The organism is Pollutimonas sp. M17 (assembly GCF_025836975.1).
Taxonomy (GTDB): domain Bacteria; phylum Pseudomonadota; class Gammaproteobacteria; order Burkholderiales; family Burkholderiaceae_B.
The window spans coordinates 1,425,096-1,451,451 of the sequence record NZ_CP107548.1; the positions used below are offsets into that span (position 1 = coordinate 1,425,096).

Annotated in this window: 27 protein-coding genes; 16 read left to right on the top strand and 11 right to left on the bottom strand. The window is 59.5% G+C overall.

All coding sequences use genetic code 11. The features are described from left to right. The first annotated feature begins 7 nt into the window (after window positions 1–7). A complete protein-coding gene (locus OEG81_RS06810) occupies window positions 8–1,912 on the top strand; it encodes a phosphoenolpyruvate carboxykinase (GTP) (protein ID WP_264131961.1) in 1,905 nt (634 codons plus the stop codon). A 7-nt stretch (window positions 1,913–1,919) separates the two neighbouring features. Here OEG81_RS06810 and OEG81_RS06815 read toward each other — a convergent pair whose 3' ends face one another. The 7 genes from OEG81_RS06815 to OEG81_RS06845 all read right to left on the bottom strand — a co-directional run bounded on the left by OEG81_RS06815 (window position 1,920) and on the right by OEG81_RS06845 (window position 8,980). Then, complete coding sequence (locus OEG81_RS06815) at window positions 1,920–2,330, bottom strand: type II toxin-antitoxin system VapC family toxin (RefSeq protein ID WP_264131962.1); 411 nt, start codon at window positions 2,328–2,330, stop codon at window positions 1,920–1,922. Beyond that, window positions 2,327–2,596: a hypothetical protein gene (locus tag OEG81_RS06820; protein WP_264131963.1), complete on the bottom strand. Its 270-nt coding sequence runs from the start codon at window positions 2,594–2,596 to the stop codon at window positions 2,327–2,329. Before OEG81_RS06820 ends, OEG81_RS06815 begins: the two co-directional genes overlap by 4 nt. 73 nt (window positions 2,597–2,669) lie before the next feature. Continuing rightward, a complete protein-coding gene (locus OEG81_RS06825; RefSeq protein WP_264131964.1) occupies window positions 2,670–4,373 on the bottom strand; it encodes a PAS domain-containing methyl-accepting chemotaxis protein in 1,704 nt (567 codons plus the stop codon). Between the two features lie 289 nt (window positions 4,374–4,662). Then, window positions 4,663–6,558, bottom strand: a complete 1,896-nt coding sequence (locus tag OEG81_RS06830; protein WP_264131965.1) for a TRAP transporter large permease — start codon at window positions 6,556–6,558, stop codon at window positions 4,663–4,665. After that, the gene (locus tag OEG81_RS06835; protein WP_264131966.1) at window positions 6,555–7,184 is read right to left on the bottom strand and encodes a TRAP transporter small permease subunit; all 630 of its coding nucleotides are present in this window, start codon (window positions 7,182–7,184) and stop codon (window positions 6,555–6,557) included. The genes OEG81_RS06830 and OEG81_RS06835 overlap by 4 nt, the downstream gene beginning before the upstream one ends. A 125-nt stretch (window positions 7,185–7,309) precedes the next feature. After that, on the bottom strand, window positions 7,310–8,476 hold the full coding sequence (locus OEG81_RS06840) for a TRAP transporter substrate-binding protein (protein WP_264131968.1): 1,167 nt from the start codon (window positions 8,474–8,476) through the stop codon (window positions 7,310–7,312). 321 nt (window positions 8,477–8,797) lie between these two features. Beyond that, window positions 8,798–8,980, bottom strand: coding sequence for a hypothetical protein (locus OEG81_RS06845; protein ID WP_264131970.1), 183 nt, complete (start codon window positions 8,978–8,980; stop codon window positions 8,798–8,800). Between the two features lie 167 nt (window positions 8,981–9,147). Between OEG81_RS06845 and OEG81_RS06850 the strand changes: the two genes are divergently transcribed. After that, the gene (locus OEG81_RS06850) at window positions 9,148–10,200 is read left to right on the top strand and encodes a mechanosensitive ion channel family protein (RefSeq protein ID WP_264131971.1); all 1,053 of its coding nucleotides are present in this window, start codon (window positions 9,148–9,150) and stop codon (window positions 10,198–10,200) included. Here the strand turns inward: OEG81_RS06850 and OEG81_RS06855 are convergent. The 3 genes from OEG81_RS06855 to OEG81_RS06865 all read right to left on the bottom strand — a co-directional run bounded on the left by OEG81_RS06855 (window position 10,149) and on the right by OEG81_RS06865 (window position 12,129). After that, window positions 10,149–10,412 carry a DUF3820 family protein gene (locus OEG81_RS06855; RefSeq protein WP_264131973.1) on the bottom strand — a complete coding sequence of 88 codons (264 nt, stop codon included), beginning with the start codon at window positions 10,410–10,412 and terminating at the stop codon, window positions 10,149–10,151. The genes OEG81_RS06850 and OEG81_RS06855 overlap by 52 nt on opposite strands. A 4-nt stretch (window positions 10,413–10,416) precedes the next feature. Next, window positions 10,417–10,839, bottom strand: a complete 423-nt coding sequence (locus OEG81_RS06860) for a VOC family protein (protein ID WP_264131974.1) — start codon at window positions 10,837–10,839, stop codon at window positions 10,417–10,419. 75 nt (window positions 10,840–10,914) lie between these two features. Continuing rightward, window positions 10,915–12,129 (bottom strand): MFS transporter, encoded by a 1,215-nt coding sequence (locus OEG81_RS06865; RefSeq protein WP_264131975.1) that lies wholly within the window; start codon window positions 12,127–12,129, stop codon window positions 10,915–10,917. A gap of 163 nt (window positions 12,130–12,292) precedes the next feature. On the opposite strand from OEG81_RS06865, the gene OEG81_RS06870 reads away from it, so the two are divergent. From OEG81_RS06870 to arsH, 13 genes are all read left to right on the top strand, one after another. Then, window positions 12,293–12,796: an RNA polymerase sigma factor gene (locus OEG81_RS06870; protein ID WP_264131976.1), complete on the top strand. Its 504-nt coding sequence runs from the start codon at window positions 12,293–12,295 to the stop codon at window positions 12,794–12,796. A gap of 82 nt (window positions 12,797–12,878) precedes the next feature. Beyond that, on the top strand, window positions 12,879–13,874 hold the full coding sequence (locus OEG81_RS06875; protein ID WP_264131977.1) for a FecR family protein: 996 nt from the start codon (window positions 12,879–12,881) through the stop codon (window positions 13,872–13,874). A gap of 243 nt (window positions 13,875–14,117) precedes the next feature. Continuing rightward, window positions 14,118–16,568, top strand: a complete 2,451-nt coding sequence (locus OEG81_RS06880; RefSeq protein ID WP_264131978.1) for a TonB-dependent receptor — start codon at window positions 14,118–14,120, stop codon at window positions 16,566–16,568. 268 nt (window positions 16,569–16,836) lie between these two features. Continuing rightward, window positions 16,837–17,130 (top strand): hypothetical protein, encoded by a 294-nt coding sequence (locus tag OEG81_RS06885; RefSeq protein ID WP_264131979.1) that lies wholly within the window; start codon window positions 16,837–16,839, stop codon window positions 17,128–17,130. 7 nt (window positions 17,131–17,137) lie between these two features. Then, window positions 17,138–18,790 carry a PepSY-associated TM helix domain-containing protein gene (locus tag OEG81_RS06890; RefSeq protein WP_264131980.1) on the top strand — a complete coding sequence of 551 codons (1,653 nt, stop codon included), beginning with the start codon at window positions 17,138–17,140 and terminating at the stop codon, window positions 18,788–18,790. Between the two features lie 293 nt (window positions 18,791–19,083). Beyond that, window positions 19,084–19,332 (top strand): type II toxin-antitoxin system CcdA family antitoxin, encoded by a 249-nt coding sequence (locus OEG81_RS06895; RefSeq protein WP_264131981.1) that lies wholly within the window; start codon window positions 19,084–19,086, stop codon window positions 19,330–19,332. After that, window positions 19,332–19,631, top strand: coding sequence for a CcdB family protein (locus OEG81_RS06900; protein WP_264131982.1), 300 nt, complete (start codon window positions 19,332–19,334; stop codon window positions 19,629–19,631). Before OEG81_RS06895 ends, OEG81_RS06900 begins: the two co-directional genes overlap by 1 nt. Before the next feature lie 345 nt (window positions 19,632–19,976). Then, a complete protein-coding gene (locus tag OEG81_RS06905) occupies window positions 19,977–20,303 on the top strand; it encodes an ArsR/SmtB family transcription factor (protein WP_264131983.1) in 327 nt (108 codons plus the stop codon). Between the two features lie 22 nt (window positions 20,304–20,325). Further along, complete coding sequence (locus tag OEG81_RS06910) at window positions 20,326–20,799, top strand: ArsI/CadI family heavy metal resistance metalloenzyme (protein WP_264131984.1); 474 nt, start codon at window positions 20,326–20,328, stop codon at window positions 20,797–20,799. An 11-nt stretch (window positions 20,800–20,810) separates the two neighbouring features. Beyond that, entirely contained in the window at window positions 20,811–21,311 is a 501-nt protein-coding gene (locus OEG81_RS06915; protein ID WP_264131985.1) for an arsenate reductase ArsC, read from the top strand. Continuing rightward, the gene (locus OEG81_RS06920) at window positions 21,308–21,796 is read left to right on the top strand and encodes an arsenate reductase ArsC (RefSeq protein WP_264131986.1); all 489 of its coding nucleotides are present in this window, start codon (window positions 21,308–21,310) and stop codon (window positions 21,794–21,796) included. Before OEG81_RS06915 ends, OEG81_RS06920 begins: the two co-directional genes overlap by 4 nt. Window positions 21,797–21,801: 5 nt before the next feature. After that, window positions 21,802–22,881, top strand: coding sequence for an ACR3 family arsenite efflux transporter (gene arsB, locus OEG81_RS06925; RefSeq protein WP_017522381.1), 1,080 nt, complete (start codon window positions 21,802–21,804; stop codon window positions 22,879–22,881). A gap of 5 nt (window positions 22,882–22,886) precedes the next feature. After that, window positions 22,887–23,624 carry an arsenical resistance protein ArsH gene (arsH, locus tag OEG81_RS06930; protein ID WP_264131987.1) on the top strand — a complete coding sequence of 246 codons (738 nt, stop codon included), beginning with the start codon at window positions 22,887–22,889 and terminating at the stop codon, window positions 23,622–23,624. Window positions 23,625–24,333: 709 nt separating this feature from the next. On the opposite strand, the gene OEG81_RS18145 is transcribed toward arsH, so the two are convergent. Then, window positions 24,334–24,489: a DUF6538 domain-containing protein gene (locus OEG81_RS18145; protein ID WP_412034119.1), complete on the bottom strand. Its 156-nt coding sequence runs from the start codon at window positions 24,487–24,489 to the stop codon at window positions 24,334–24,336. Between the two features lie 411 nt (window positions 24,490–24,900). On the opposite strand from OEG81_RS18145, the gene OEG81_RS06935 reads away from it, so the two are divergent. Then, window positions 24,901–26,313: a tyrosine-type recombinase/integrase gene (locus tag OEG81_RS06935; protein ID WP_264131988.1), complete on the top strand. Its 1,413-nt coding sequence runs from the start codon at window positions 24,901–24,903 to the stop codon at window positions 26,311–26,313. Window positions 26,314–26,356: the final 43 nt, after the last annotated feature.

Below are 26,356 nucleotides of genomic sequence, written 5' to 3' on the forward strand. Positions count from 1 at the left end.
AGACAGCATGGATAAGCTATATAGTGAGCGCGCTCAAGCGGCGGCCGCCGAGGATGGATCCACGCAGCAGCAACACGCCGGCGGGGCGTTGGCCGATACGCCGCCCGCCCATGTCAGGCATCAAGGGCTGATCAAGTGGGTGCGCCAGATCGCCCGCCATACGCAGCCCGACCGCATCGTCTGGTGTGACGGTTCGCAGGAAGAGTACGACCGGATGTGCGCGCAGCTGGTGGCCAATGGCACCATGCGCCGGCTCGATGCCAAGAAGCGTCCCAATTCTTATCTGGCCTGGTCCGACCCGTCCGACGTCGCCCGGGTGGAAGACCGCACGTTTATTTGCTCCGAGCGCGAGGAGGACGCGGGCCCGACCAACAACTGGATGGCGCCGGAGAAGATGCGTCAGACGCTGGACGGCCTGTTTGCGGGGTGCATGCGCGGGCGCACGTTGTATGTGGTTCCTTTTTCCATGGGGCCATTGGGCTCGCCCATATCGCACTTGGGCATCGAGCTGACCGACAGCCCCTACGTGGTTGCGAACATGCGCATCATGACGCGCATGGGCAAGAAGGTGTACGACCTGCTCGGCGACAAGGGCGATTTCGTGCCCTGCGTGCATTCCGTGGGCAAGCCGCTGGCGTCGGGCGAGGCTGATGTTCCTTGGCCTTGCAACGACACCAAGTACATCGTGCATTTTCCCGAAAGCCGGGAAATATGGAGTTTCGGTTCCGGCTACGGGGGCAACGCCTTGCTGGGCAAGAAGTGCTTCGCCTTGCGGATTGCCTCGACCATGGGGCGGGACGAGGGCTGGCTGGCGGAACACATGCTTATCCTGGGCGTGCAGTCGCCCGAGGGCCGCAAGTACCACATCGGCGCGGCATTCCCTTCGGCATGCGGCAAGACCAATTTCGCCATGGTGATTCCTCCCGCCCAGTTCGATGGATGGAAGGTTACGACGGTGGGCGACGACATCGCCTGGATCAAGCCCGGGCCCGACGGCCGCCTTCGGGCCATCAACCCCGAGGCGGGCTACTTCGGCGTGGCGCCCGGCACCAGCGAGAAGACGAACTACAACGCCATGGCGACGCTGCGGGAAAACGTCATCTTCACCAATGTCGCCCTGACGGACGATGGCGATGTGTGGTGGGAGGGCATGAGCTCTGAAGCACCGGCGCACCTGACCGATTGGCAGGGCCGGGACTGGACTCCCGAGATCGCCCGGGAAACCGGACGCAAGGCGGCTCATCCGAATGCGCGCTTTACCGCTCCGGCTTCCCAGTGCCCGTCCATCGACCCGGAGTGGGAGAATCCTGAAGGAGTGGTGATGGACGCCTTCCTGTTCGGCGGCCGGCGATCCGATACCGTCCCGCTGGTGACCGAGGCACGCAACTGGGCCGAGGGCGTTTACATGGCGGCCACCATGGGTTCGGAGACCACGGCGGCGGCAGCCGGCAAGCAGGGGGTGGTGCGGCGCGACCCTTTCGCCATGCTGCCGTTTTGCGGTTACAACATGGGCGATTATTTCGCGCATTGGCTCAGCCTGGGATCCGGCCTGGAACGCCTGGGCGTGACGCCCCCACGCATCTATTGCGTGAACTGGTTCCGCAAGGACGCCGACGGCAAGTTCATCTGGCCTGGCTTTGCCGACAATGTGCGGGTGCTCAAATGGATTATCGGCCGGCTGGAAGGCGGCGCCCAGGGCGAGGAGGGCTTCTTCGGCATCTCGCCGCAGTTTCAGGACATGGACTGGGCCGGCCTGCCGCTGGACGATGCGCAATTCGAGCAACTGATGATTTGCGATGCCGAAGCCTGGCGCAGGGAGCTGGAACTGCACGACGAGCTGTTCGCCCGCATGGAGGGCACGCTGCCCGAAGCGCTGCGCCGGGTCCGGCATGAGTGGGCGCAGGCGCTGTAGATGATGGTTACGTGACCATGGCGACATTCAGTCCGTGGACGCGTTCAAATGCCGGGTCGCCTGTCAGTAGCAGGTGATCCGCGCCCAATTGCAGGCAACTGGCCGCCTGCAGGGCATCCGGCGTGCGAAGCCCGTGGCGCACTCGAATTGCGGCAGCCAGTTCCACGACTTGGCGGTTCAACTCGACCCATACGATATCCTGGCGAGCGAAGAATGCATCGTACCGGGCCAATACATCGAGATCATTGCTCTTCATTGGTCCGACACGGCATTCCGGCCAGGACAGCCGGCTGATGGCCGCTTGGGCATCTGGGTGAGCTTGCGATAGTGCGGCAAGCTGACCGCGCACCCGTGCCGCGAACGGCTCTTTGCCTTCAATCAGATAGATCAGGGTGCAGGCATCGAAGAACGCAATCACCAGTCGCGCTCTTCAGCCAGCTTGGCATCGATCTCGGCCTTTTCGCGTGAGCCCGCAGACGGCTGCGTCAACAACCACTGCAACGCGGTCATTTCAGAGCCGGCTTGTGGCTGTTCGCCAACAAGGCGCTGGTATTCCTCTTCGGACAACACAACGGCGGCTGACTTGTTGCGCTTGATGATATGGACTGGACCTCGACGCAAGCCTTCATCGATCGCGGCCATGCCGCGGCGCTTGATCTCGGCGACCGTCACCGTATTATGCATATAAGGCCTCCAAATCAGTACTGAATCTATATAAATGATATCAATTTCAGTACTGAGGGGCAATCCTTCCGCTTCAATTTCCGGAATAGGCCAGGGCGGGCTTGCCATGCCGTCCAGGATCGCGGCCGACCCCGCTTTGAGGCAACGCGGGTTCGGCTGCCGGCCTTCCCGTTTGAGCGGCAGCGACGGAGCCAACCTGCTTCCCCGTATTCAGTACTTCTATCGCCTGCCGCAGGCCGCCGGCTTCGCCGGTCAGTGCCCGTACGGTGTTGCCCAGGTCCTGGACCAGGGCGGCGTTTTGATGGGTGACGCCGTCCATCTGGGCGATGGCCTGGTTGATCTGTTCCAGGCCGCTGGACTGTTCCACCGATGCGGTGGAGATCTCGCCCATGATGTCGGTGACGCGCCGCACGGAGTCGACGATCTCCTGCATGGTCTGGCCGGCGCGGGCGGCGTGTTCGGAACCGACCGCCATGCGGTCGACCGATTCATCGATCAGCGTCTTGATTTCCTTGGCGGCCTGCGAGCTCTTCTGGGCCAGGCTGCGCACTTCGCCCGCGACCACGGCAAAACCGCGGCCGGCCTCGCCGGCGCGGGCCGACTCCACGGCGGCGTTGAGGGCCAGGATGTTGGTCTGAAAGGCGATCTCTTCTATCAAGGAGACGATGTCGCCGATCTTGCGCGAGCTGTCGTGTATGCCCTGCATGGTATTGACGACGTCGCCCACCACGGCGCCGCCGCGTTGCGCGATCTGCATGCTGTCGTCGGCCAGCTGGCTGGCCAGATGGGCGTTGTCGGCGTTCTGCTTGACGGTTACGGTCAGCTCTTCCATGCTGGCGGCGGTTTCCTGCAGGGATGCGGCCTGGTCTTCGGTGCGGGCGGACAGGTTGGTGTTGCTGGCATCCAGGATCTGGGCCATGCGAGCGGTGGCGTAGGCGCCGGCATGCACGTCGTTGGCGATGCCCAGCAGGCTCTTGCGCATCATGTCCAGATAGAAATACAGGTTGCCGACCTCGCCTTGCTGGCGGGTGTCGATGTCGATAAGCAGATTGCCGGACGCGACCTGGCGGGCGATTTTTGCGGCGCCGTCCAGCGGCTGAATGACGCTCTGGGCAATGCGCCAGCCATAGGCCAGGCTGGCCGCGGTGGCGGCGCCGATGCCGGCCAGCGTCCATGCCTGGTAGGGGGCGGAAACGCCGCCGGTCAAGGCCAGCCAGGTGGCGGCGGCGATGGTGGCCGTGGACAGCACCGCCATGCGGAACATGCCGGCCTTCAGGGTTCGGGCGAAAGGCAGGGCGGCGACGTCGAAAATCCGCCGCCATCCGGTGCGCACGCGCTGGCCGTGCCTGACGGTGTAGCCGCCGGCCCGGCCCGCGTTGATGTCGTCATAGAATTCCTGGGCGGCATCGATCTGCTCCTGGGTGGGCTGGATCCGGACCGAGGCGTACCCGCTGACTTCGCCATGCTCGTAAATGGGCACCGCGTTGGCCAGCACCCAATAGAAGCCGCCGTCCTTGCGCCGGTTCTTGACCAGACCCAGCCAGGGCTTGCGCGCATGCAGGGTATCCCATAGATCCTGGAACGCCGCGGGCGGCATGTCGGGGTGGCGGATCAGGTTATGCGGCTTGCCGATAAGCTCTTCGCGGGTATAGCCGCTGATTTCGATGAATGCCGGGTTGGCATAGGTGATTCGGCCTTTCTTGTCGGTTTTGGAGATCAGGTACTGGTCAGGCCGGAGCTTGGTTTCGACGTTGTTGACGGGAAGATTGACGCGCATGGAATGGAAGTAGGTAGTCTCAAGGGGCCGGCGCCGGGGGCGCAGGCTGCGGGTTCTTGTTGTGAAAATGGGGAATAAGGGCGATGTTAGGATGGTTCTGGGGACACCGTCTTGATGTAGATCATGTTTGCGACTGTTGGCAAGCATTTGTATTTGTTGTTGATTATAACCATGTCAATAAAATGGTTATTGCTACCGCAAGTTTATATTTTTGCGCTACAAAAAAACCGGCTCCTTGCGGAGCCGGCTTGCTGCGTGGGACCCTGGCGGCCCTCTTGTTATTTACGGATCAGTAAAGCACCCTGGGCAGCCACAGGCCGATTTCCGGGAACACATACAGCATCACGATGGCGATGATCTGTATTCCCATGAAGGGCAGCATCCCCGCGAAGATCTGGTTCAGGGTGACATGCGGCGGCGCGACCCCCTTCAGGTAGAACGCGGACATGGCGACCGGCGGCGACAGGAAGGCCGTTTGCAGGTTCAGGGCCACCAGCAGGCCGAAGAACAGCGGATCGATCTGGTAGTGCGCCAGCAGGGGCAGGAAGATGGGCATGAAGATCACGATGATCTCGGTCCATTCCAGCGGCCAGCCCAGCAGGAAGATGACGATCTGCGCCAGGATCATGAACTGCACCGGGGTCAGGTCCATGCCCAGCACCCAGCTGTTGATGATCTCCTGGCCGCCCAGCAGCGCGAAGGCGGCCGAGAAGATGCTGGAGCCCACGAACAGCCAGCACACCATGGCGCTGGTCTTGGCCGCCAGGTACACCGATTCCTTCAGCATCTCCATGTTCAGTCGCCGGTAGGCCAGCGCCAGCAGCAGGCCGCCGAACGAGCCCATGGCCGCCGCTTCCGACGGTGTGGCCAGGCCGAACACGATGCTGCCCAGCACCGCAAGGATCATGATGGCCAGCGGGAAGAAGGAGCTGAGCAGCATCTTGAAGACTTCAAGGCGCGCAAAGGTGAAGATGGCGTAGAAGATAATCAGCAGGACCGTGCCCACGGCCAGGGTGATCCAGAAGCTTGTAGGGGCGGGAACCGAATCGGCCGCCGCGTCGGCTTCCGCGCCCGCCGCATCGCCGGTGTCGGCTGCGGATTCAACCGCCTCCGCGCCCGCCGGTTCGGCCAGTCCGGCCGAGCCTTCCGGTTCTTGCAGGCCGCCGCTGTCAAGGCTGTTGTCGAACTCGGCCGCAAAGCCCATTTCGACCAGGCCGCTTTCCTGGGCGGGAGCGGGCTTGGTGACGATCTCGTAGCTGAGCAGCATGGCGGCGGCAAATACCAGGGCGGGCAGCAGCGCGATGACCAGGTGGTTGAACAAGGTGCGCATGGGCACGTTGGCGTTGCGCTTGCCTTTCATGGCGCCGATCAGGCCGGGGAGCACCCGGTTGCTGACGGTTTCCTTGATGGTCTGGGCGAACTCGGGCAGCGTGACGCGGCGTTCTTCCTCGGTCAGCGGAGGCGCCGACTTGGGGCTGACTTTTGCCACGATCATGATGTACGCGACGTACAGCAGGGCCAGCATGATGCCGGGAAAGAAGGCCCCCGCATACAGCTTGACTACCGACACGCCGGCTACCGCGCCGTACACGATGAGCAGCACTGATGGCGGGATCATGATGCCCAGGCAACCGCCCGCGGTGATGGCGCCGGCGGTCAGCCGTATGCTGTAGCCCGCCTTGAGCATGGCCGGCAGGGCCAGCAGGCCCATCAGCGTGACCACGGCGCCTACGATGCCCGTGGCCGTGGCGAAAACGGCGCAGGTAATGACGGTGGCCACGGCCAGCGAGCCCGGCACGCGGGCCATGGCCAGGTGCATGCTCTTGAACAGTTTTTCAATGAGGTTGGCGCGCTCGACCAGATAGCCCATGAAAATGAACAGCGGCACGGCGATCAGCACGTCGTTGGTCATGACCGCATAGGTGCGCAGCACCATCAGGTCCAGCGTTTGTTCGATGGCGACCTGCGGCCCCATGCCGCGGTAGGCCAGGTAGGTGAACATGACGCCCATGCCCATCAGGGTGAAGGCCGTCGGAAACCCCAGCATGATGGTCACGACGATCAGGCCCAGCATCAGCAGGCCCAGGTGGCCGTTGGTAATGTCCGCCGGCGATGGCATGAGCACTATCAGGGCGATGACGACGGCCGCTAATATAGAGAGGCCGAACCATATCTCTTTTCTCATGGTTGCTTCCCTTTTTCCTGGTCGATGACGATAGAGTCAAGCGCGTTGATTTCGTTGGTATCCACATGCACCATGTCTTTGAGTTTGTCCACGTCGACTTCTTCGACGTCTTTGTCGCGCTTGGGCCAGTCGCCTTGTTTGAGGCACTGGATGCAGTAGACGATTTCGACAAAGCCCTGGAACAGCAGGGTGACGCCGGCCAGGGGAATGATGAACTTGAAGGGATAGATGGGCGGGCCGTCGGCGGTAATGGTGGAGTGTTCATTGATCATGTACGACTCCAGGGCATAGTTGTAGCCGGCCCAGGCCAGCGCCACGACGCCGGGTATGAAGAACAGGATGTACAGGGTCAGGTCCAGGCCGGCCTGCAGGCGGGGCGGGAAGAAGCCGTACAGAACGTCGCCGCGCACGTGTCCGTTCTTGGACAGGGTGTAGGCGCCGGCCATCATGAACAATGCGCCGTACATCATGTTCATGGCGTCGAAGGCCCATGAGTGCGGATCGCCCAGCGCGTAGCGCGAAAACACTTCGTAAGTCACGAACAGCGTCAATGCCAGGACAAACCAGCCAAAAAGCTGCCCTATCCAGGTATTGACCCGGTCTATTGTTTGCAAAAATTTTTGCATGGTTGATTCACCTTGCTGGGGAAGAAGCAGCGGAACCGCGCGCAAGGCGCTGCGGCTCCGGGGCAGCCGATTTAAAAAACACTACCCGTACAGCTGGGTAGTGTTCTGTGCAGCAGCGCTACGGCTTAGCTTTTCTTCTTGGCGGCTGGCTTTTTGCCGAAATAGTGGTTGTAAGCCATGCGCCGGTTGTTGTTGGTGTCCATGTCCCAGGACACCGCGCGCGCTGCAAAGGCGCGCTGCGACTGTTCGATTTCCTTGAAGAGCGGATTGGTTTCACCCTTCTTGGCGACGATGTCGTCCCAGACGGTAAGCTGCTCTTGCAGGATGGCGTCGGGCGTCTTGTAGAACTTGACGCCGTCTTCCTTTTGCAGCTTGATGTAGTCCTGCGAGTAGCGGTCGACCGCCTTCCAGGACATGTCGGCCGACGCGGCCTCCACGGCGTTGGCGATGATGGCTTTCATCTTCTCGGGCAAGGCCTTGTATTTGTCCCGGTTGAAGATGATCTCGAAGGTTTCGGACGATTGGTGGAAGCTTTGCAGCATGCACACCTTGGACACGTCGGGGAAGCCCAGCAGGCGATCCGATGTGGCGTTGTTGAACTCGGCGCCGTCCAGCAGGCCGCGGTCCAGGGCCGGGACGATTTCGCCGCCGGGCAGGGCGTTGACCGCCGCGCCCATGGCCGTGAACAGGTCGATGGCCAGGCCGTTGGTGCGGAACTTCAGGCCTTTCAGGTCGGCCGTCTTGGTGACGGGTTTCTTGAACCAGCCAAAGGCCTGCGTGGGCATGGGGCCGCTGAGGAAGGACTCCACGTTGCCGCCGATGTCGTTGTACAGCTTGACCAGAAGCTCTTTGCCGCCGCCGTATTTGTGCCAGGCCAGAACCATGTTGGCGTCCATGCCGAAGGCCGGGCCGGACGAATACAGCGCCAGGGCGTTCTGCTTGCCGTAGTTGTAGCCCAGCACGCCGTGGCCGCCGTCCAGAGTGCCCTTGGACACGGCGTCGAGCAGGGCGAATGCGGGCACGACCGCGCCGGCCGGCAAGACTTCGATCTTGAGCTCGCCGCCGGTCATGTCGTTGATCTTCTTGGCGAAATCCAGAGCGTATTCGTGGAAGATGTCGACCGTCGGCCAGGTGCTCTGGAAGCGGAAATTGATGGGGGTTTGCGCACTGACGATGGCGGGGAAGCCCATGCCGACGGCGGCCACCGTACCGGCGGCGGCGCCGCCTAGGAACTGGCGACGCGACGACTTGGCGGGGGCGAGGCTGCTATCCGATTTAGCACTGCTTTTCATTTCTGTGTCTCCTGGCTTATATGACTACGTATCGTTGGTTGCAACAAGGTACAAACTATCAACTGCCGTCGCTTTTATAGGCTATCCGAATAGGCGAGTCAACAATTTGTAAGCTGGTCGATTTTTAGTGCCAGGAAGATTTCTCGGTTCTTGATTTCTCCTGAAAGCCAGTGTTCATAAGGGTTTCAAAAGAAGCTTCAAGCTTCGATATTTGCGTCAGCCAGAATTTTTTCTGGCCAGCTGGCAGGGTTATCACGTAGAAATTCGGTGTTTCCACTAAGCCCCGGATTGTGGCTGTGCGCCACATCCGGTAGGGGGCTTTCAGGGGCGGCGCGCGCCCTGCCCGCGGTTGCGCTGGCTGTTCTGATCCTGGCCGGTGCCGATCTGGCTGGTATGGCCGTCTTTCTTGCTTCGATTCTGTTGGTCGCGATGGCTGCGCTGCTCCTCGCGAAGGCGGTCGTCTTTTTGCAGGCTTTCGGAAGGTTGATCAGGTCGGTTCGTCATGGCGATTTCCTTGCATGTTGAAATGGACGGGCTGCGGCGGCAGCCCGCATGGCGGTGCAGCAATCGGCGTTCCCGGTTTCCGGGGCATGGAATTTGCTGCCGCTTCTGGGCTTGTACCCGATGAAAGGAGCGGACCGATGCGCGAGTGGTGGCTGGAAACCAGAATCTTGTCTATTCCCATTTGGAACTGGCTGTCGGCCTGCGTGGTGGCCGCGCTGGTTCTGATGGCTTTGCTGCTGATCAGGCAATGGGTGCGGCGGCGCGCCGGACAGGACGCCGAGCACAAGCGCCGGGTATTCACCCGCATGTTTTTCCAGATCGCGGCCAGCACCAGTTCCTTCGCCCTGCTTGTCCTGTCCATCCTGATCGGCGTGAAATTCCTGGACATGCCCCCGGCCTGGCGGGCCGGCATGTCGCAACTGTGGTTCGTGGCTGTGGTGCTGCAAGTGGCCCTGTGGCTGAATGGGGCCATTACATTCGGCCTGGCGCGGTATCTGGAGCGCCGCGCCGACCTGAACGCCGTCGCAATGAGTATAGTGGGGTTTGCGGCCCGGGCCGTGCTGTGGGTGGTGGCCGTGCTGGCGGTTCTGGACAACCTGGGGGTCAACATCACGGCCTTCATCGCCAGTCTGGGCATAGGCGGCGTGGCCGTCGCGCTGGCGGCGCAAGTGGTGCTAAGCGATCTGTTCGCTTCGGTGTCGATAGGGCTGGACAAGCCTTTCGAGCCGGGCGACTTCATCGTGGTGGGCGGCATCGCCGGCAGCATCGAACACGTTGGGCTGAAGACAACGCGCATCCGCAGCCTGGGCGGCGAGCAGATCGTGTGCTCCAACACCGAACTGCTCAAGCAGACCATACAGAACTACAAGCGCATGGACCTGCGCCGTGTGGCTTTCCGCTTCAGCGTGGCCTATGGCGCGGATGCGGGGCAGGCGGAGGAAATAGCCCACGCCGTCAAGGCCTTGATCCAGGCCCAGGACGGCACGCGTTTCGACCGGGCGCATCTGCTTCAGTTCACCGAGCGGGGGCTGGAATATGAGGTGGTCTATTATGTGCTGAGCGCCGACTACAACCGGTATATGGATATTCAGCAAACGATCAATCTGGGCATCATGCGCGAAGTGGCGGACCGCGGACTGACTTTCGGGCGTAGCGAAATGAAGGTCTATCAAGCGCCTGTCGCCGAGGGCGGCGCGGAACCCGCGGGCGGAGCCGGATAGCGCCGCGTCCTGAGCGGCGTCAGCAGGGCGGTCAACCCGTTGTGATCCAGTTCGTGCATCAATGCAAGAAGGCGGCCGACCTCGCCCTTGGGAAAGCCTTCCCGGGCGAACCAGTTCAGGTAGTGGCCGGGAAGGTCGGCGATGAGGCGTCCCTTGTATTTGCCGTAAGGCATGCGCTGCGTAATCAGCCGCTCCAGGTCTTCCGGGTTCATGGTTCTACTCTTCAGGCAGCAATTCGGGATTCCAGACAACTTCCCACAGGTGGCCGTCCGGATCCTGGAAATAACCGGCATAGCCGCCCCAGAACGTTTCTTGGGCAGGCTTGACGATGACGGCGCCGGCGGCTTGTGCCTGGTCCATGACATCGTCCACTTCATTCCGGGTGGCCACGTTGTGTCCCAGCGAAAGCTCCGTGGCGCTTGGCTTGTCCGCTGAAAGCCCCGAGTCGTGCGCCAGGCTTTTGCGCGGCCAGACGGCCAGCTTCAGCCCCGGCTGAAGATCGAAGAAGGCGACGGCTCCATGCTCGAATTGCTGGCCCATGATGCCCTCGGTGGGCAGGTGCAGCCCGTCGCGATAGAAGCGCAGCGACCGTTCAAGGTCGTCGACGCCCAGGGTAATCACGGTTATGCGTGGCTTCATGAGTGCTCCGTGTTTATGGGTTTCGCTGCTCTTGAAGTGCGGCGCTGCGTATATGCCGGCGACCCTGGACCCTGATTACGCCGCCTGCCTGTCGCGCGGCAGGAACACGAGCACGAGCAGGGTGCAGGCGCCCACGAAGCCGAAGGCATAATCATAGCGGCCGCTGAATGCCACGAAGGCCGCGAAGGCGGTCGGCACCAGCATATTCATCAGGTTGACCAGAATGCTGGAGCCCGCCGAGGTTTCGGAGATCAGGTCGGGCGGTGAGCGGCGCGCCACTTCGGCGATCTGCACGCCGTTCCAGCTTGCCGCCGAGCAACCCGCCACGAACGCCAGCACCACGATCGTCCACAAAGGCCATTCGGGCTTGCTCAACCCCAGCAGTATCGTCGTGGCTGCCGACAGGATCGCCACGATGGACAGCGTTGCGGTGGCTGACCGCAAGCGGTCGGAAAGCCATCCCCACGCGATGCGGCCCAGCACGCCGCCGGCCTGCATGACGGCGAACACCACGCCGGCCATGCCCAGCGAGAATCCCAGCCTGTCGATCAGATAGATGACGGTGAAGGTGAACCAGCAGCTTTGAGATACGGCGAACAGGCTGCCGACGATGGACATCTTCATCAGGCCGCGATTGCTCATCAGTGATTGCAGGGGCACCTGAAGGGTGTGCAGCGTTTGACGGCCGGGCATGGTGAAATGCCAGCCCCCCTCGTCGTCGGTCTGGTCCAGACCCTGGCTCATGCGCCATGTCAGGATGGTGGGCAAGGCAACCAGGATGGCGCAGGCAAACAGCGCGACCCGCCATCCGGCCACGACGATCATGGCCGGAATGACCAGCCCCGCAATGACGCCGCCAAGCGGGACACCGGCTTGCTTGATGGAAAAGACCAGGTTGCGTTTCCCGGGCGGCGAATAGCGCTGCAGGACTTCGCTGCCCGCCGGGTTGGCGGTGCCGCCGCTCAATCCCATCACGAAGCAGGCGGCCAGGGCGATGCCGACGCATGGACTCAGGAACAGAGCCATGCTGGCCGCCCCGATCAACAGGCAAATCTGCAAAGTGCGCATGCCCCCCACCTGTTTCATCAGGGCCGAGCCCCCGATCAATATGGCGAGTCCGCCCAGCGAGTTGCTCGCCGTCAGGTAGCCGATGGAACTGCCGCTCCAGCCGAACTCCTCGGACATCGCGGGGGCAATGATGGGAATGAACCGTGACAGGAAGGATGTAGTGGTTTGTAGTATGAAGATGGCTGCTATGGGTACCAGCCAGGCAGGCGCTGCCTTGATCATTGGGCTTCTCTTGTTTTTGCTAGGGTGCTGCGGATGAGGTATACGTAGTTTCCCTATTGTATGCGCGTGTCACGGCGCTGCGGCGTTGTGCAGTTCTGGCATGTAAATGAGAATCATTGTTAATATACGGGATTCAACATGCTGACTTTCTTCCACATTTGCCATGTCCCGTCCATCTGCGCCCAAGAAAGGCTGGCTCGCTTACTACAGCGGGCTGGTCGGGTCGTGGGCAAAAGGGCATGTCAATATGCAGGATGCGGAGGATGCCGTGCAGGATGCTGCAGAACGGATGCTGGGCGTGGACATGCTTGGCATCCGCGACACGCGTGCTTATTTGCATCGGAGCGCGGCCAATGGCCTGGTCAGCCGCTACCGCCGAGAACAGGCTTTTCCAACCGTTCCCTTGAATGAGTTGACTGAGGATGCCCATCCCGTCGTTGAAGATGTCGAATCGACCGCCTATGTCGCTCAGTTGTCGCGGGCCTTGGCCGACTCGCTGGAGGAACTGCCGCTGGTTTGCCAGCAGATATTCGCCTGGCATCGAATCGAGAATTGGACAGTGCCGGAGATTGCCCGGCATATGGGCTTGTCGATCAGTACTGTGGAAAAGCACCTGACGAAGACGATGAGGCATTTGCACCAACAGTTACAAAGATTCTCCTCGTAAACTTACGGGGTTTGCTATTGCCAAGCGTCTTTCATATGAAAGGGTAGCTGAAAATCCACGTTCATCGGCCTCAGCGTCCATTATGACCACGAACAAGCAGAAACCTCCCGACGACCCACATGATGCAGCCGCTCATTGGTTTACCCGTGAACACGGTGGTCTGATGACGCCCGATGAGCGCCGCATGTTCGAAGCGTGGCGCCAGGCGGACGTCCGGCATGAGCAGGCCTATCAGGAAATGATGCGGGTGTGGAGCATGGCAAAGGCCACGCCCGATGCCGTTTTCGAGAATATCCTGGATCGCCGCCCTGGGTGGACTTCCGTCATGGCGTCTCGCCGTCGCGTGCTTGGGGTGGGTGCCGGCGCCGCCTGTTGCGCCGCCGCGGCGGCGGTGCTGATGGGGCCCGAGCGGTGGCTGCACGCTCCCGAGTTCTCCGAGCGCTATCTTACCCGGCGCGGTGAACGCCGCAGGGTCGATCTGCCCGACGGCTCGATGCTGACGCTCAATACCGACAGTGTTGCCCAGGTACGGTTTTACCGATCCGAACGGCACGTCCGGCTGGAGCAGGGGGAAGTGTTCTTCGCGGTGGCGTCGGCACTCGACCGCCCCTTTATGGTCGATGCCGGGCTAGCTGCCGTAACGGTCACGGGCACTGCTTTCAACGTCCGGCGTGATCCAGACCATCAGGTGTCGGTCGTGGTCGAGTCCGGTTCGGTGGAAGTGGCGGGGGGCAGGTGGTGGAATCGGGACGTGCGCCGGTTGACCGCCCGCCAAGCCGTACAGGTTGACCGCTCGGCGGTGGCATCCGAGGTGTTCCCAGCCGATGTCAACGTCGCGATGGCATGGCGGCAAGGCAAGGTGGTATTTGACGCTACGTCGTTGGAAGCCATCGTGGCCGAGATCAACCGCTACCGGACTCGGCCCATTCAACTGCAAAGCGCCTCTTTGCGGCAACTGCGCGTGGCGGGCGTATTCAGCACGGACGACCCCGACGCTTTCCTCGATGTCCTGCCGTCGCTCGCGCCTGTCACTGTGCTGCGGCTGCCTGATGGGCGGACTATGATCACGCCAAGATAAAGAATTTTTACTTTCCCCGATCTAGTATAACTGTTTGATTAAAAATGAGATTTTATCTCTTTCTTTCTGTTCAGAAATATATTGTTTCTAAATAGGGGTGAAAATCTTTACGGGGTTCCCCTCTCTCAATCCTCTTTACTAATGAAGAGCCTGGTTTCATCGAGTGATGGGGACAGGCTGTAACGAACCTTTGGCCAAAGGGTTTGGCGCGCATGCGCTGTTTTCATTATTAAGAGAATATCGGTGGAACCTCATATCACGACACACGCATTGGCTGCGGTCCGCAGCAAGCGGCTCGGCTTTAGCCTGAATGCCCTCGCTATTTCGTTCGCACTCATCCTTGGCTTATTGCCCGATGCGGCCCATGCGCAAAGCACGGTCTCGGCACAGGTCAATATCGCGGCGCAATCGCTGAACTCGGCTTTGCTTCAGTTGGGACAGCAGACAGATATCCAGATCTACTACTTGCCGGAAACCGTGGCCAACCTGAGAGCGCCTGCCGTATCGGGCACCTTGACGGCGGAGCAGGCTCTGGCGCGATTGCTGCGGGGAACGAATATTGATGTGCGCTGGAAGGGAAATACAGTTTCGCTTTCAGCGCCAGCGGCCACTACGGAATTGGAGCCGGTGGTAGTAACCGGCTCTCGAGATTTGCCACCGGCTTATGCCGGCGGGCAGGTCGCGCGGGCCGGCCGGCTAGGCATGCTTGGCAATAAAGACGTCATGGATACGCCATTCAGCCAGACCAGCTACACGAACAAGACGATCCAGGATCAGCAAGCGCAGACCATTCAGGATGTTCTGTCGAATGATCCGTCCATCGTGACGAAACAAAACAGCGCGAGCGATGAGGACGGCTCGATCAATATCCGGGGCTTTCCGACGACCTTCGCATCCGGTGCCGGCAGTCTGAACGGATTGACGGGCATGGCGCCGTTGCGTGCGCCGGACATGGATTACATCGAGCGCGTCGAGGTGCTCAAGGGGCCGAACGCCTTGCTGAACGGCATGGCGGCATCCGGGGCCAGCGGCCCCGGCGGTTCGTACAACCTCGTCACCAAACAGGCCGACGACGAGCCGCTCACCGAATTGACCACGCGATATGACTCCCGCTCGCAGCTTGGCGCTCATTTGGATGTCGGCCGCCGCTTCGGTGCGGAGAACCGGTTCGGAATTCGCTTCAACGGGGCGTACCGCAAGGGCGATACGCCGGTGGATCCGATCTCCGCGGAAGTGGGGTCGGCGGCGATCAATCTGGACTATCGCGGCGAGCGTGTCCGGATATCCGCTGATGTCGCGCATCAGTCGAACGACGCCAATCCCCAGGTGATACAGCAGCTTGCTGTGACCAATCTCGGCTTCGTTCCGCAGGCCCCCGACGCCGGAACCAGCCTCAATCCCGCATGGAGCAAACAACACAGTAGATTGACGCTGGGCATGGTGCAGGGCGAAGTTGACGTGACCGACAATATCACGGCCTATGCCGCCATCGGCAAACAGAAGCTGGATTTCTTTCTCATCGGCCCCAGCCAGCCGACGCTGCGCGATACGAGCGGAACGTATGGGTGGAATAGCGCCGAATATTCGAGATATGCCTATGATGTGTTGTCCATGCAGGGTGGATTGAGGGCCAAGGCGACGACCGGACCGGTGGATCATGCCCTCAGCCTCAATCTGTCGCAGTCCCGGATGGAGACGGGGTCGGCTGAAACGCAAATCCCATATACCGGCACCACGAATCTTTACAATCCGGTATTCGGGTCCGCCCCGTTCCTTGCTGATCCCGGCGATCCGAGCACATCCAGTAAAAGCCGCGTTTCCAGCACAGCCATCGCCGACACCTTGTCGATCCTTGACGAGCGAATCCAGTTCACCGCAGGCATCCGCTACCAGGAAGTGCAAGGCACAAATTTCGACATGGCGACCGGTGCCGAAACCTCTAATTACGATAGCGACGCATGGACACCGGCCCTAGGCTTGATCGTCAAGCCTAGGGAGAACGTCTCACTCTATGCCAACTATATAGAAAATCTGCAGCGGGGAGCCATCGTTGGTCCATCGTATTCGAATTCCGGCGAGGTATTTTCACCTTATGTCAGCAAGCAATATGAAACTGGCGTCAAGGTCGATTGGGGTACGGTGACGACGACGCTGGCGGCGTTCCAGATCGCCCAGCCCAACACGATCTCCATCGACGGTCCGGCCGGCGGCCTGCCGGCGCTGGCGCTCGACGGCGAGGTGCGCAATCGCGGAATCGAGCTGAGCGCCTACGGCGAGATCACGCCCGGCGTTCGCTTGATGGGGGGCGTCACCTTGCTGGATTCCCGCCAGACCAAGACCAAGGATGGTCTCTATGACGGCCACCGTGAAGCGGGCGCTCCGGCCGTTCGCGCTGTGCTGGGCGGCGAATGGGATACGCCGTTCATGCAGGGCCTGACGCTGACCGGCCGCATCATCTATTCCGGAGATCAGGTGGTCAGCAGCAACAACGAGCATCTGAAGCTTCCTGCATGGACGACTGTCGATCTGGGCGCGCGGTATGTCCTCGATTCGCCTTGGAACAAGCAGCCGGTCACGCTCCGCTTCAACGTCGATAATGTGTTCGGCAAGAACTATTGGTCGGGGACGAACAACCGGTATATCCAGCTTGGCTCGCCGCGCACCTTTCGTCTTTCGGCGACATTCGCCTTCTAAGCCATGATCGTAATTCTTGCGCTGACGCTGGTCATTCTCGGTTGTGCGTGCCTTTACCTCGCCAGCCCCAATCAAAAATGGCGTTCTCGGCCTTTCCCGCGAGCGCCGCTTCGGGGTGCCGGTAGCCTGCTGCTGGCGGCCGGCCTTGCCGCATGGATCGCGGCATTGCGGCCCTTGTCCGGCTTCTTCGTAACCTTGCATGTCGCGATGGTATGCCTGTTCGCCTTTCCCTACCTCGCCGTGCTTCGCGGCATCTGGAGAACCCGGCATGGCTGAAAGAATCCGTCCCGACTGGTGGGGAAAGGCCAGTGCCGGCGCAATCCTCGGGCTAGGCCTGGCTCTCGCGCTAATCGGGCTTTACGCTTATCTGGGGCCTGGCGGCATCAATGCGCCGGGCGGGCGCTACTCGCTGATGCGCTATCTGGAAGCATTGGTCTGGATCGTGGTCTTCGGCTTCTGTTTCCTGTTTCGCAGCGGTCGTGCGGCCTGGGCGTGGCTAGCTGCGGCGAACCTGATTGCCTTCGCGGCGTTGTTTGCTTGCCGCTTCTATTTCTTCGTGTGAGGGCAGCATGATCCGCGCCGACATCATCAAGATCTACAAGACCGTCCATACATGGACGGGTATCACCTGTGGCTTCGCGCTGTTCATCGCCTTCTATGCGGGCGCGCTCACCATGTTCAAGGAGCCGATCGCGCGCTGGGCGTCGCCGCCTGCCGTGGGTGTGGCGGCGGTTCCTTTGGACGATGCGCCCCGCCTCCTTGAATTAGTCGCCGCCGAGCATCCTGAAGCACGGGAGCACGGCATCATGCTGCATCTGCGCGGATACGAGAACGAGCCTGCGAGGGTGACGTGGGAAGAGGATGCGCCGCATCAAGCAGGCCGGCCGCACGAGCACGTTCATTGGTGGGCGACGCTGAAACACGATGGCACGCTGCTGGCCAGGGAGGAGGAGCCGTCCGAACTGGCGGAGTTCATCAACGAAATCCATATGCGCGTCGGGATTGCCAGACCATGGGGGGCATATCTCATGGGAGCGGTTTCGCTGCTCTACGGTGTGGCGCTGATCGCCGGCGTGATCGTGCTGCTGCCGTCGCTCGTCAAGGATTTTTTCGCGCTGCGTGTCGGCAAGAATCTCAAGCGCATGTGGCTGGACGCCCACAATGTCGTCGGAATCACAGCACTGCCATTTCATATTGCGATGGCGATAACCGCGACCGCATTGAGCTTGAGCGGCCCGCTCTGGTCTGCGCAAGAAAGCGTGATCTTCGGCGGCAAGCAGGAGATCCTGAATGAGCTCGATAACGAGCCATTCAGGCCGCCAAAGCCGACCGGCGAGGCGGGTGCAATGATGGCCCCCGCACAATTGCTTCAACAGCTAAAAGTGCAGGTGCCCGATTTCGAACCGAAGATCATGATCTTCAAGAACTTTGGAGACAAGGCCGCTTCGGTGAGGGTGCCCGGCTCCGAGCGTGGCTATGTCGGTGACTACCATCTTGGAGGCGTCATGCTCAGCGCCGTAACCGGCGAGTTGCTCAAAGACCGCACACGCCCATCCCGTCAGGATCCGGGTCGTCGAGCGTCAGAGACGTTTTACGGTCTGCACGCGGGGCAGTATGAAGGGGCAACGGTTACCTGGGCATATTTCTTCCTGGGTTTTTCCGGCGCGTGGCTGTTTTATAGCGGCAATCTGCTTTGGATCGAGACACGCCGCAAGAAGGCGCACCAGAGCGGCGAGGCCGGGCAGCCGCGCTCGACGCGCCTTTTGGGCAGTGCAACGGTGGGCGTTTGCCTCGGCTGCGTGGCGGGCCTTTCGCTCACCATCGTTGCGGCGAAGTGGCTGCATGGCCGCGTCGACAATCTCAATCAGTGGCATGAGTACATCTATTACGTCGCCTTCCTCGTCTCGGTCGCCTGGGCCTTCGCCTTGGGTGCGGCGCGCTCGGCCGTGCATCTGCTGTGGTTGTCCGCCGCCGCGACGATGGCGATCCCGCTGACCACACTGGCTGCGCTGCTGTTCCCGGCGCTCGGCATGTGGGCGCACGGCAGCACCGCGACCATCGGCGTTGATATAGTCGCCTTCATCGCTGCGCTCTGCTTCGCATGGATGGCGGTCGCTACCGCCCGCCGGATCAGGAAAGGCCCTGCCGATAGCATCTGGTCCATTCGAAAGGCCGACACGGCCACGCCGCTGCGTGAGCCCGCGGCGGTCTTGGCCGAATAACTGTATGCGGGAGTAGGGGTAAAAGATAAGGCTTTACAGGAAATCCCTGCAAGCCTTATCAATTTTGGTGGTGTATCCCTAATGATGGGATTTGCGCAGTATTTTAAAAATAATTATTATTTTCAACTAGTTACAGTCTATTTGCTGGCAGTGCAGCAGCAGGATATACCAGTCTCCGGGCGAAAACGATCACGAAGTTGTTGGGTAGAAACATCCTCGTTGTTCGACCAATATGCACATATAATGTGTTGTAAAGGGTGCGCATGTCTACGCTATTGAACAGGGAGAGTGTCATGTTGACCATCAACCGTCCCCGCAGTGCACTCAGGCGTGCCACGAATGTGTCATTGCCTGAGGACCTTCTTTCCGAGGCAAAGGCCTTGCAAATTAATATCTCGCAGGCCGCTGAAGCTGGTGTTGTCCAGGCCATCGCACGCACGCGCAGCGAGCGCTGGCTTACCGAGAATCAGGAAGCCATTGAGAGCTCCAACGCTTTTGTCGAAAAACACGGCCTTCCACTGGCAAAGTACCGGATGTTCTGATGAGCCGCTACGACGTTTACGCGAACCCGTCAGGCCATGGGTATCTTCTTGATGTCCAGGCGGACATCCTGCAGCCGCTAAATACAAGGGCTGTTGTGCCGCTGGTGCCCTTAAGTGAAGCGCCCAAGCCGGCGAAGACACTTAACCCTGTTTTCGACATACATGATGAGCTGCACGCGATGGTGACGCAATATATCGCTGCAGTTCCGGTCAGCGAGCTACAGAACCCGGTATGCAGCCTCCGACAGCGGCACGACGATATTGTGGGTGCCATTGACTTTTTGTTTCATGGATTCTAGCCGGCAGGAGTCACAACTCCCGACTGCTGGCGCTTCAGAAGAATATGGTGAGCGTGCGGAAGGCTAATGGTCCTGGGGGCTGGCTAAAATGGAGAGAGGGCCAAGAGCCCAAAAAAAGCTGCCCCGAACCTTGCGGTGTCGGGGCAGCTTGTATTCTTTGGTGGCGCATCCCTGATTGTCTCGAGTTGCGCCAAAAAAACAATAAAATAGCCATTAATCAAAGACTTACAAGCTGCTTGACTGGCATTGTATCAGTTCTTTGTAGCAGTGGAGATAAGCGCGGCCACCGCCTTCAACGGGTCGAAGTTGCTTGACGCGATTCCACTATTCCAATATGATGGAACTATGGAATCTAAAGACGTCGTTCAGGCTCTCGCCGCCCTAGCACATCCCTTACGCCTCGAAGTTTTCCGGGCGCTTGTCGTCGCCGGAGGCGAAGGCCTTACGCCCGGTGTCATCCAGGAAAGGTTGGACGTGCCGCCTGCGACCTTGTCCTTTCACCTCAAGGATTTGACCAACGCCGGTTTGGTGTCGCAGGAACGGGCTAGCCGTAACCTCATCTACCGGGCGCAGTACGAGAACATGAATCAGCTGCTGACTTATCTCACCGAAAACTGTTGCCAGGGTGTGCCGTGCACGGCTGACGCTGACAGCGCCACATTCAAGTGCTGACCTTTCCCAGGAGTACACCGCCATGCGATTCCATGTACATTTGCACGTCAATAACTTAGAGGTGAACATCGCCTTCTATTCAAAGCTCTTTGCCGCCAAGCCAATTCGCATCGAGGCGGACTACGCTAAGTGGATGCTTGAGGACCCACGTGTCAATTTCGCTATCTCGACGCGAGGCAATGCAACGGGCGTTGACCATTTGGGGCTCCAGGCCGATGGGCCTGAAGAATTGGCAATGCTCAAAGGTCGTGCGCATGATGCCGATATGGTGCTTCTCGACCAGGGCGAGACGAACTGCTGCTACGCCCGGAGTGCAAAACACTGGGTCACCGACCCCCAAGGCGTTGCCTGGGAGCATTTTCATACGCTGAAGAACATTCCTGTATTCGGGCAGAACTCGGAGCGTGGTGCTTCGTGCGAGAAAGTTTGCTGCGCTGCATCCAACCCAGGGAACTCGGCCAGTCCGTCCACGCAAGATACCCCAACCTGTTGTTAAAGGACGCCGCTATGGCCGATAAGATTTACAACGCGCTATTTCTCTGTAGTCGAAATTCAGCACGCTCCATCCTGGCCGAAGGCCTTTTGAACGAACATGGGCATGGTCGGTTCAAGGCGTATTCGGCTGGAAGTGACCCTTCCGATGAGGTCCATCCGCTCGCGCTCGAGACGCTACAGTCGCTAAGAATGCCGACGGCCGGATTTCGCAGCAAGAGCTGGAACGAGTTTGCAAAACCCGATGCCCCTCAGATGGACTTCATTCTCACGGTCTGCGACAAAGCGGCCGGAGAAGTCTGCCCAGTATGGCCTGGACAACCGATAACCGCACACTGGGGTGTAGCTGACCCAGTTGCCTTTGAAGGGGATGACGCAGCGAAGCTGCACCAGTTCCGTGCAGCGGCGGTCACCCTTACACGTCGTATTGAGCTTCTTCTGTCGTTGCCTTTGCATCGACTAGATGCGCTTGCCATTAAGCGTGAAATCACAGATATCGGATTGGCTGACCAATGACCGTGAACGTTCTTATTCTTTGTACCCACAACTCGGCACGCAGCGTACTGGCCGAGGGCATGCTCAACCACTGGGCAAGAGTGCTCGGTAAAGACGTACGCGCCTACAGCGCGGGCAGCACACCGAGTGGGCGAATCAATCCCCACGCTTTAACAGCGTTGCAGGCCGCTGGAATAAGTACCGAAGGCTATCGGAGTAAGAGCTGGGATGAGTTTACGGGTGCCTCGGCGCCCGAAATGCACGTGGTAATTACCGTGTGCGACAGCGCGGCTGCCGAGCAGTGTCCATATTGGCCCGGCAAACCGGTAAAAGTTCATTGGGGATATCCGGACCCCTCAAACGCACCGGAGGAGCAAAAGGCCAATGCCTTTGAGCTTACACGTCAGGCGCTCGGCTATCGCATGCTGCAACTACTCTCCTACCCACTGAACGAGCTTGATAGTTCCGAATTGCAAGTCATCCTTACGCGTATTTCCAAGACCTAGTTCTTATGACCGCTTCTACATTAGCCGCCGAAACGTCGGCCAAGCCCGCTATTTCCTTTTTTGAGCGATACCTTACTGTCTGGGTGGCCGCTTGCATCGTGATAGGGATTGGGCTGGGCCAGTTGCTGCCCGGGTTCTTTCACGATGTGGCTAACCTGGAAGTCGCAAAGGTGAATATCCCGGTGGGGGTGCTCATCTGGGTCATGATTATTCCGATGCTCTTGAAAATCGACTTCGGAGCCCTGAATCAAGTCACATCGCATTGGCGTGGTATTGGCGTCACGCTCTTCATCAACTGGGCGGTCAAGCCGTTCTCGATGGCGTTACTTGGGTGGATTTTTATTCGCCACATATTTGCGCCGTACCTGCCAGCCGAACAATTGGACAGCTATGTGGCTGGGCTCATCCTGCTTGCGGCCGCGCCGTGCACAGCCATGGTCTTTGTATGGAGTCAACTCTGCAAAGGTGACCCATACTTCACGCTTTCTCAGGTGGCGCTGAATGACGCCATTATGGTCGTCGCCTTCGCACCGGTGGTCGCGTTGTTGTTGGGGCTGTCGTCGATTACGGTCCCATGGGACACGTTGCTGGTCTCAGTTGGTCTATACATCGTGGTTCCGGTCATCATTGCTCAAGTTTGGCGCAAGAGGTTGCTACTTCGCGGTGCCGGACACTTCCAGGCCGTTACCTCGAAGCTGGGACCATTGTCCATTGGCGCCTTGTTGCTGACGCTGGTTTTGCTTTTCGCCTTCCAAGGAGAGGCTATCCTTGAGCAGCCGCTAGTTATTGCACTGCTTGCAGTGCCCATCTTTATACAGGTGGTGCTCAACTCCGGCTTGGCTTATGTGCTCAATCGAAAGCTGGGCGTCAAACACTGTGTCGCCGGTCCATCCGCCCTCATTGGAGCGAGCAATTTCTTCGAGCTCGCCGTGGCGACAGCGATTAGTCTTTTCGGCTTCCAGTCTGGCGCTGCACTGGCGACGGTAGTCGGCGTACTCATTGAAGTCCCGTTGATGCTCGCCGTGGTCGCCATCGTTAACCGTACACAATCTTGGTATGAAGCAGGGCAAACCGCTGCTCAGTAAATCGCATGACCGATATCACTTATCTTCAGAACCCCACAGAATTCCCTGCGCTTGATGAGGCGCTCTTCGAAGTCCCTTCGGTGGCAAGGCTCGCCACTCACGAACGGTCTCGGCACAAACCGCGCTTTCTAATGCTTTATGGCTCGGTTCGGCAGCGCTCATACAGTCGACTGTTGACGTTCGAGGCCGCTCGCCTCCTTGAGGCGATGGGCGGCGAGGTCAAAGTATTTAATCCCAGCGGCTTGCCGCTACCCGATGACGCGCCGGATACTCATCCTAGAGTCAAGGAACTGCGCGAGCTGGTGCAGTGGGCCGAAGGGATGGTTTGGACGTCTCCCGAGCGCCATGGTGCGATGACCGGCATCATGAAAGCACAGATTGATTGGATTCCGTTGGCGCTGGGAGCCGTCCGCCCGACACAGGGTAAGACATTGGCGGTCATGCAGGTGTCGGGAGGGTCACAGTCCTTCAACGCCGTGAACCAGATGCGTGTGCTTGGGCGCTGGATGCGGATGGTGACCATCCCCAATCAATCGTCCGTCGCGAAGGCGTTTATGGAGTTCGACGAAGAAGGTCGCATGAAGCCATCCAGTTATTACGACCGGGTCGTCGATGTGATGGAGGAGCTCGTTAAGTTCACACTGCTCACGCGCGACGCCAGCTCGTACCTTGTAGACCGTTATAGCGAACGCAAGGAGAGTGCCAAGGAGCTCTCCAAGCGCGTGAATCAGCGGTCCATATGAGGCTGCTCATCCGCATATGAGCCCGGTTCGCGGGAGACGCATTTACAAACGTTGCGGGGCCGAAGGCTTGCTGTACATCGCGGAGCTCATGGAGTATGAAACGCTCGGAGTCTGTGCTTCGAAGCTGCAAGAGTTAAAGCGCAAATTGCCTCCGTCAATGCGGAGGAAATCGCAGGACAGCGACGCCCGGGTTGAGCCCCGAAGGGGTGGCGACGGCGTACAGCCGTGGCCAGTGCTGGTCGCCCACGACCAGTACCGTGGGGGGGCCAAAATGAAATGTAGTGAGCGAACGCGAACGAAAGGCCGCCCCAGCGGCCGCTTTCATTTTGGGGGCGAAGCCCCCGTTCCCCTGGAGCAAAGCGCCAGGGGCTCATGCGCTTAAAGTGAGCCGGCGGCGGATGCCGCAGCGAACGGTCGCGAGGACGGATGTCCGGGCGATTCAAGCGTATGAGCCCATGGGGCGAACCACCCCACACGGGGGTGGTTTGAACCAGGGGAACGGCCACGTTAGGAAAGCAGCCCTAGCTGCTTAGTTCGCGGCCTGGCGTCCAGCCAGGTAAGAGCGAACGGTCCGCTTTCACTGTTAACCCGCTCGTTAATTTGCCTGTAAGAACCCTCTTTAACAGGGAGGCCTACAGGGGGACGCAGCTTGCGAGACCGATTATGTACTGTTAATTGGAGCAATTGACAGCTGGTACCTGAACTAACATCAACGGGGTCCCGCTTCGCGCTTATCCGACGTTTCCAAGGAGAGAAAAATCTCCCGGCGGCCGAGCTGCGGACGGAGGCGCAGGGGAACACCCCTGCGAAACCAAAGATTGGAGGATTGAGGCCCAGTGGTGAGGTACGGAACGGACTGTGACATAGATTTCCTTGCGCCAAGTTTCGCTACCGCCGACACATGCTTTGTATCAGCGCTTTGTAGCAGCTTGTCTGTCTAATCACTTCCGCTAAATTTAAAATTTAGCGTCAGTTTAGATTAGGAAAACCTAGATAAATCAATGTGCTATACAATCCAGGGACAAAAAAACTGCCCCGAAACTTGAAGTCTCGAGGCAGCTTGTATTCCTGGTGGCGCATCCCTGATTCGAACAGGGGACCTGCGGATTATGATTCTGCAAAATATTATATTTCATTGCATTTTTCAGTGTTGATAAAAAGACTAAGAACAAGCAAATAAGCGCTTTACACAATGTTTACATGAATCCGAAGGTTGATTAATGTTGAGCTCTATTCCATAATAGTGTTTACATAGTGCTTACATGGGATGCTGGGCATGGCAAAGGTGAAATTAACGGCAGGACGTATCCAGGCGTTTACATGCCCGCCAGACAAGCGCCAAGCGTTTCTATGGGATGCTGACGTTAATGGGCTAGCTGTACGTGCTACCGCTGGCGCAAAGGCGTATATCTACCAAGGTCGTCTAAAGGGCAAAAGCTTGCGTATGACCATTGGCGATGTGAGCGTATGGAGCTTGGAAGAATACCGGCACCCGAAAACTGGTGAGGTGATTACGCCGGGAGCGCGGCCCGAAGCCCGCCGCCTGCAAGCCATTATCGACCAAGGCCGCGACCCGCGAGAGGTGAAAGCCGAGCTTACCGTCGCCGATGTTGCCAAGCGTACAAAGGCTAAGCAGGAAGAAGCGCCCGCCCTGGATGCCTGGAACGTCTATATTGCAGCCCGAGCTCCAAAATGGAGCGAACGCCACAAGGCCGACCACGAGAACATGGCCCGCGACGGGGGCGAGAAAATCACCCGAGGACGCCGTAAAGGGATGCCCGAGAAGAAAGAGCCAGGCATACTGCGCCCCCTGCTGGACTTACCACTAAGCCAAATTACCCGCGATGCGGTGGCCGACTGGCTGGAACAAGAAGCACCAAAACGCCCAACCCGCACCCGGCTAGCCTTGTCTTTATTGGCGACCTTTATCAACTGGTGTAGCGACCGCCCGGAATACCGTGAGCAGGTAAACGCCGATGCTTGTGTGCGCCTGAAAAGGGAATTACCCAAAGCCCAGGCAAAAGATGATTGCTTGCAGCGTGAACAGTTGGCGCTATGGTTCGAGCATGTGCGCAAGATAGGCAGCCCGGTTATTTCCGCCTACCTGCAAACCGCGCTACTGACTGGCGCACGCCGTGAGGAAATCGCCGCCCTACGATGGGAGGATGTAGATTTTCAATGGGACAGCCTTCAGATTGCCGATAAGGTAGAGCGGGAAACAGGCCGCGTCATTCCGCTGACGCCTTACGTTAAATCTCTGCTGCTGGAGCTTCGACGCGTCAATAACACGCCCACCGTTCGCCAGTTGCGTAGCAAGGAAGCCGAGGACAAGCCCTGGACGCCTTCGCCGTGGGTATTCTCAAGCCCCACCGCCGAGGCTGGATACATTGCCGAGCCGCGTATAGCCCACAACAAGGCTATCCAGGCCGCTGGATTGCCACACCTCACCATCCATGGCCTACGCCGTTCCTTCGGCACCCTGGCGGAATGGGTGGAGTGTCCGGCTGGCGTGGTGGCACAGATTCAAGGCCACAAGCCGAGCGCCATTGCCGAAAAGCACTACCGTCGTCGCCCCCTGGATTTGCTGCGCATGTGGCACACCAAGATTGAAGGCTGGATATTGAAGCAGGCCGGTATTGAGCAGCCAACGGAACAGGCGCAACCGCTGAAGGCAATCAACGCCGCCTGACCACATACGCCAGCGTCTAGCCCGACGGGGTAAAAAGCCGGAA

Excerpts from the sequence above, each read along its gene's own strand:
- OEG81_RS06810 (WP_264131961.1), top strand. The coding sequence starts at position 8 with ATGGATAAGCTATATAGTGAGCGCGCTCAAGCGGCGGCCGCCGAGGAT.
- OEG81_RS06820 (WP_264131963.1), bottom strand. The coding sequence starts at position 2,596 with ATGCATAATACGGTGACGGTCGCCGAGATCAAGCGCCGCGGCATGGCC.
- OEG81_RS06825 (WP_264131964.1), bottom strand. The coding sequence starts at position 4,373 with ATGCGCGTCAATCTTCCCGTCAACAACGTCGAAACCAAGCTCCGGCCT.
- OEG81_RS06830 (WP_264131965.1), bottom strand. The coding sequence starts at position 6,558 with ATGAGAAAAGAGATATGGTTCGGCCTCTCTATATTAGCGGCCGTCGTC.
- OEG81_RS06835 (WP_264131966.1), bottom strand. The coding sequence starts at position 7,184 with ATGCAAAAATTTTTGCAAACAATAGACCGGGTCAATACCTGGATAGGG.
- OEG81_RS06840 (WP_264131968.1), bottom strand. The coding sequence starts at position 8,476 with ATGAAAAGCAGTGCTAAATCGGATAGCAGCCTCGCCCCCGCCAAGTCG.
- OEG81_RS06845 (WP_264131970.1), bottom strand. The coding sequence starts at position 8,980 with ATGACGAACCGACCTGATCAACCTTCCGAAAGCCTGCAAAAAGACGAC.
- OEG81_RS06855 (WP_264131973.1), bottom strand. The coding sequence starts at position 10,412 with ATGAACCCGGAAGACCTGGAGCGGCTGATTACGCAGCGCATGCCTTAC.
- OEG81_RS06860 (WP_264131974.1), bottom strand. The coding sequence starts at position 10,839 with ATGAAGCCACGCATAACCGTGATTACCCTGGGCGTCGACGACCTTGAA.
- OEG81_RS06865 (WP_264131975.1), bottom strand. The coding sequence starts at position 12,129 with ATGATCAAGGCAGCGCCTGCCTGGCTGGTACCCATAGCAGCCATCTTC.
- OEG81_RS06870 (WP_264131976.1), top strand. The coding sequence starts at position 12,293 with ATGTCCCGTCCATCTGCGCCCAAGAAAGGCTGGCTCGCTTACTACAGC.
- OEG81_RS06875 (WP_264131977.1), top strand. The coding sequence starts at position 12,879 with ATGACCACGAACAAGCAGAAACCTCCCGACGACCCACATGATGCAGCC.
- OEG81_RS06885 (WP_264131979.1), top strand. The coding sequence starts at position 16,837 with ATGGCTGAAAGAATCCGTCCCGACTGGTGGGGAAAGGCCAGTGCCGGC.
- OEG81_RS06890 (WP_264131980.1), top strand. The coding sequence starts at position 17,138 with ATGATCCGCGCCGACATCATCAAGATCTACAAGACCGTCCATACATGG.
- OEG81_RS06895 (WP_264131981.1), top strand. The coding sequence starts at position 19,084 with ATGTTGACCATCAACCGTCCCCGCAGTGCACTCAGGCGTGCCACGAAT.
- OEG81_RS06900 (WP_264131982.1), top strand. The coding sequence starts at position 19,332 with ATGAGCCGCTACGACGTTTACGCGAACCCGTCAGGCCATGGGTATCTT.
- OEG81_RS06905 (WP_264131983.1), top strand. The coding sequence starts at position 19,977 with ATGGAATCTAAAGACGTCGTTCAGGCTCTCGCCGCCCTAGCACATCCC.
- OEG81_RS06910 (WP_264131984.1), top strand. The coding sequence starts at position 20,326 with ATGCGATTCCATGTACATTTGCACGTCAATAACTTAGAGGTGAACATC.
- OEG81_RS06915 (WP_264131985.1), top strand. The coding sequence starts at position 20,811 with ATGGCCGATAAGATTTACAACGCGCTATTTCTCTGTAGTCGAAATTCA.
- OEG81_RS06920 (WP_264131986.1), top strand. The coding sequence starts at position 21,308 with ATGACCGTGAACGTTCTTATTCTTTGTACCCACAACTCGGCACGCAGC.
- arsB (WP_017522381.1), top strand. The coding sequence starts at position 21,802 with ATGACCGCTTCTACATTAGCCGCCGAAACGTCGGCCAAGCCCGCTATT.
- arsH (WP_264131987.1), top strand. The coding sequence starts at position 22,887 with ATGACCGATATCACTTATCTTCAGAACCCCACAGAATTCCCTGCGCTT.
- OEG81_RS18145 (WP_412034119.1), bottom strand. The coding sequence starts at position 24,489 with ATGTCACAGTCCGTTCCGTACCTCACCACTGGGCCTCAATCCTCCAAT.
- OEG81_RS06935 (WP_264131988.1), top strand. The coding sequence starts at position 24,901 with ATGGCAAAGGTGAAATTAACGGCAGGACGTATCCAGGCGTTTACATGC.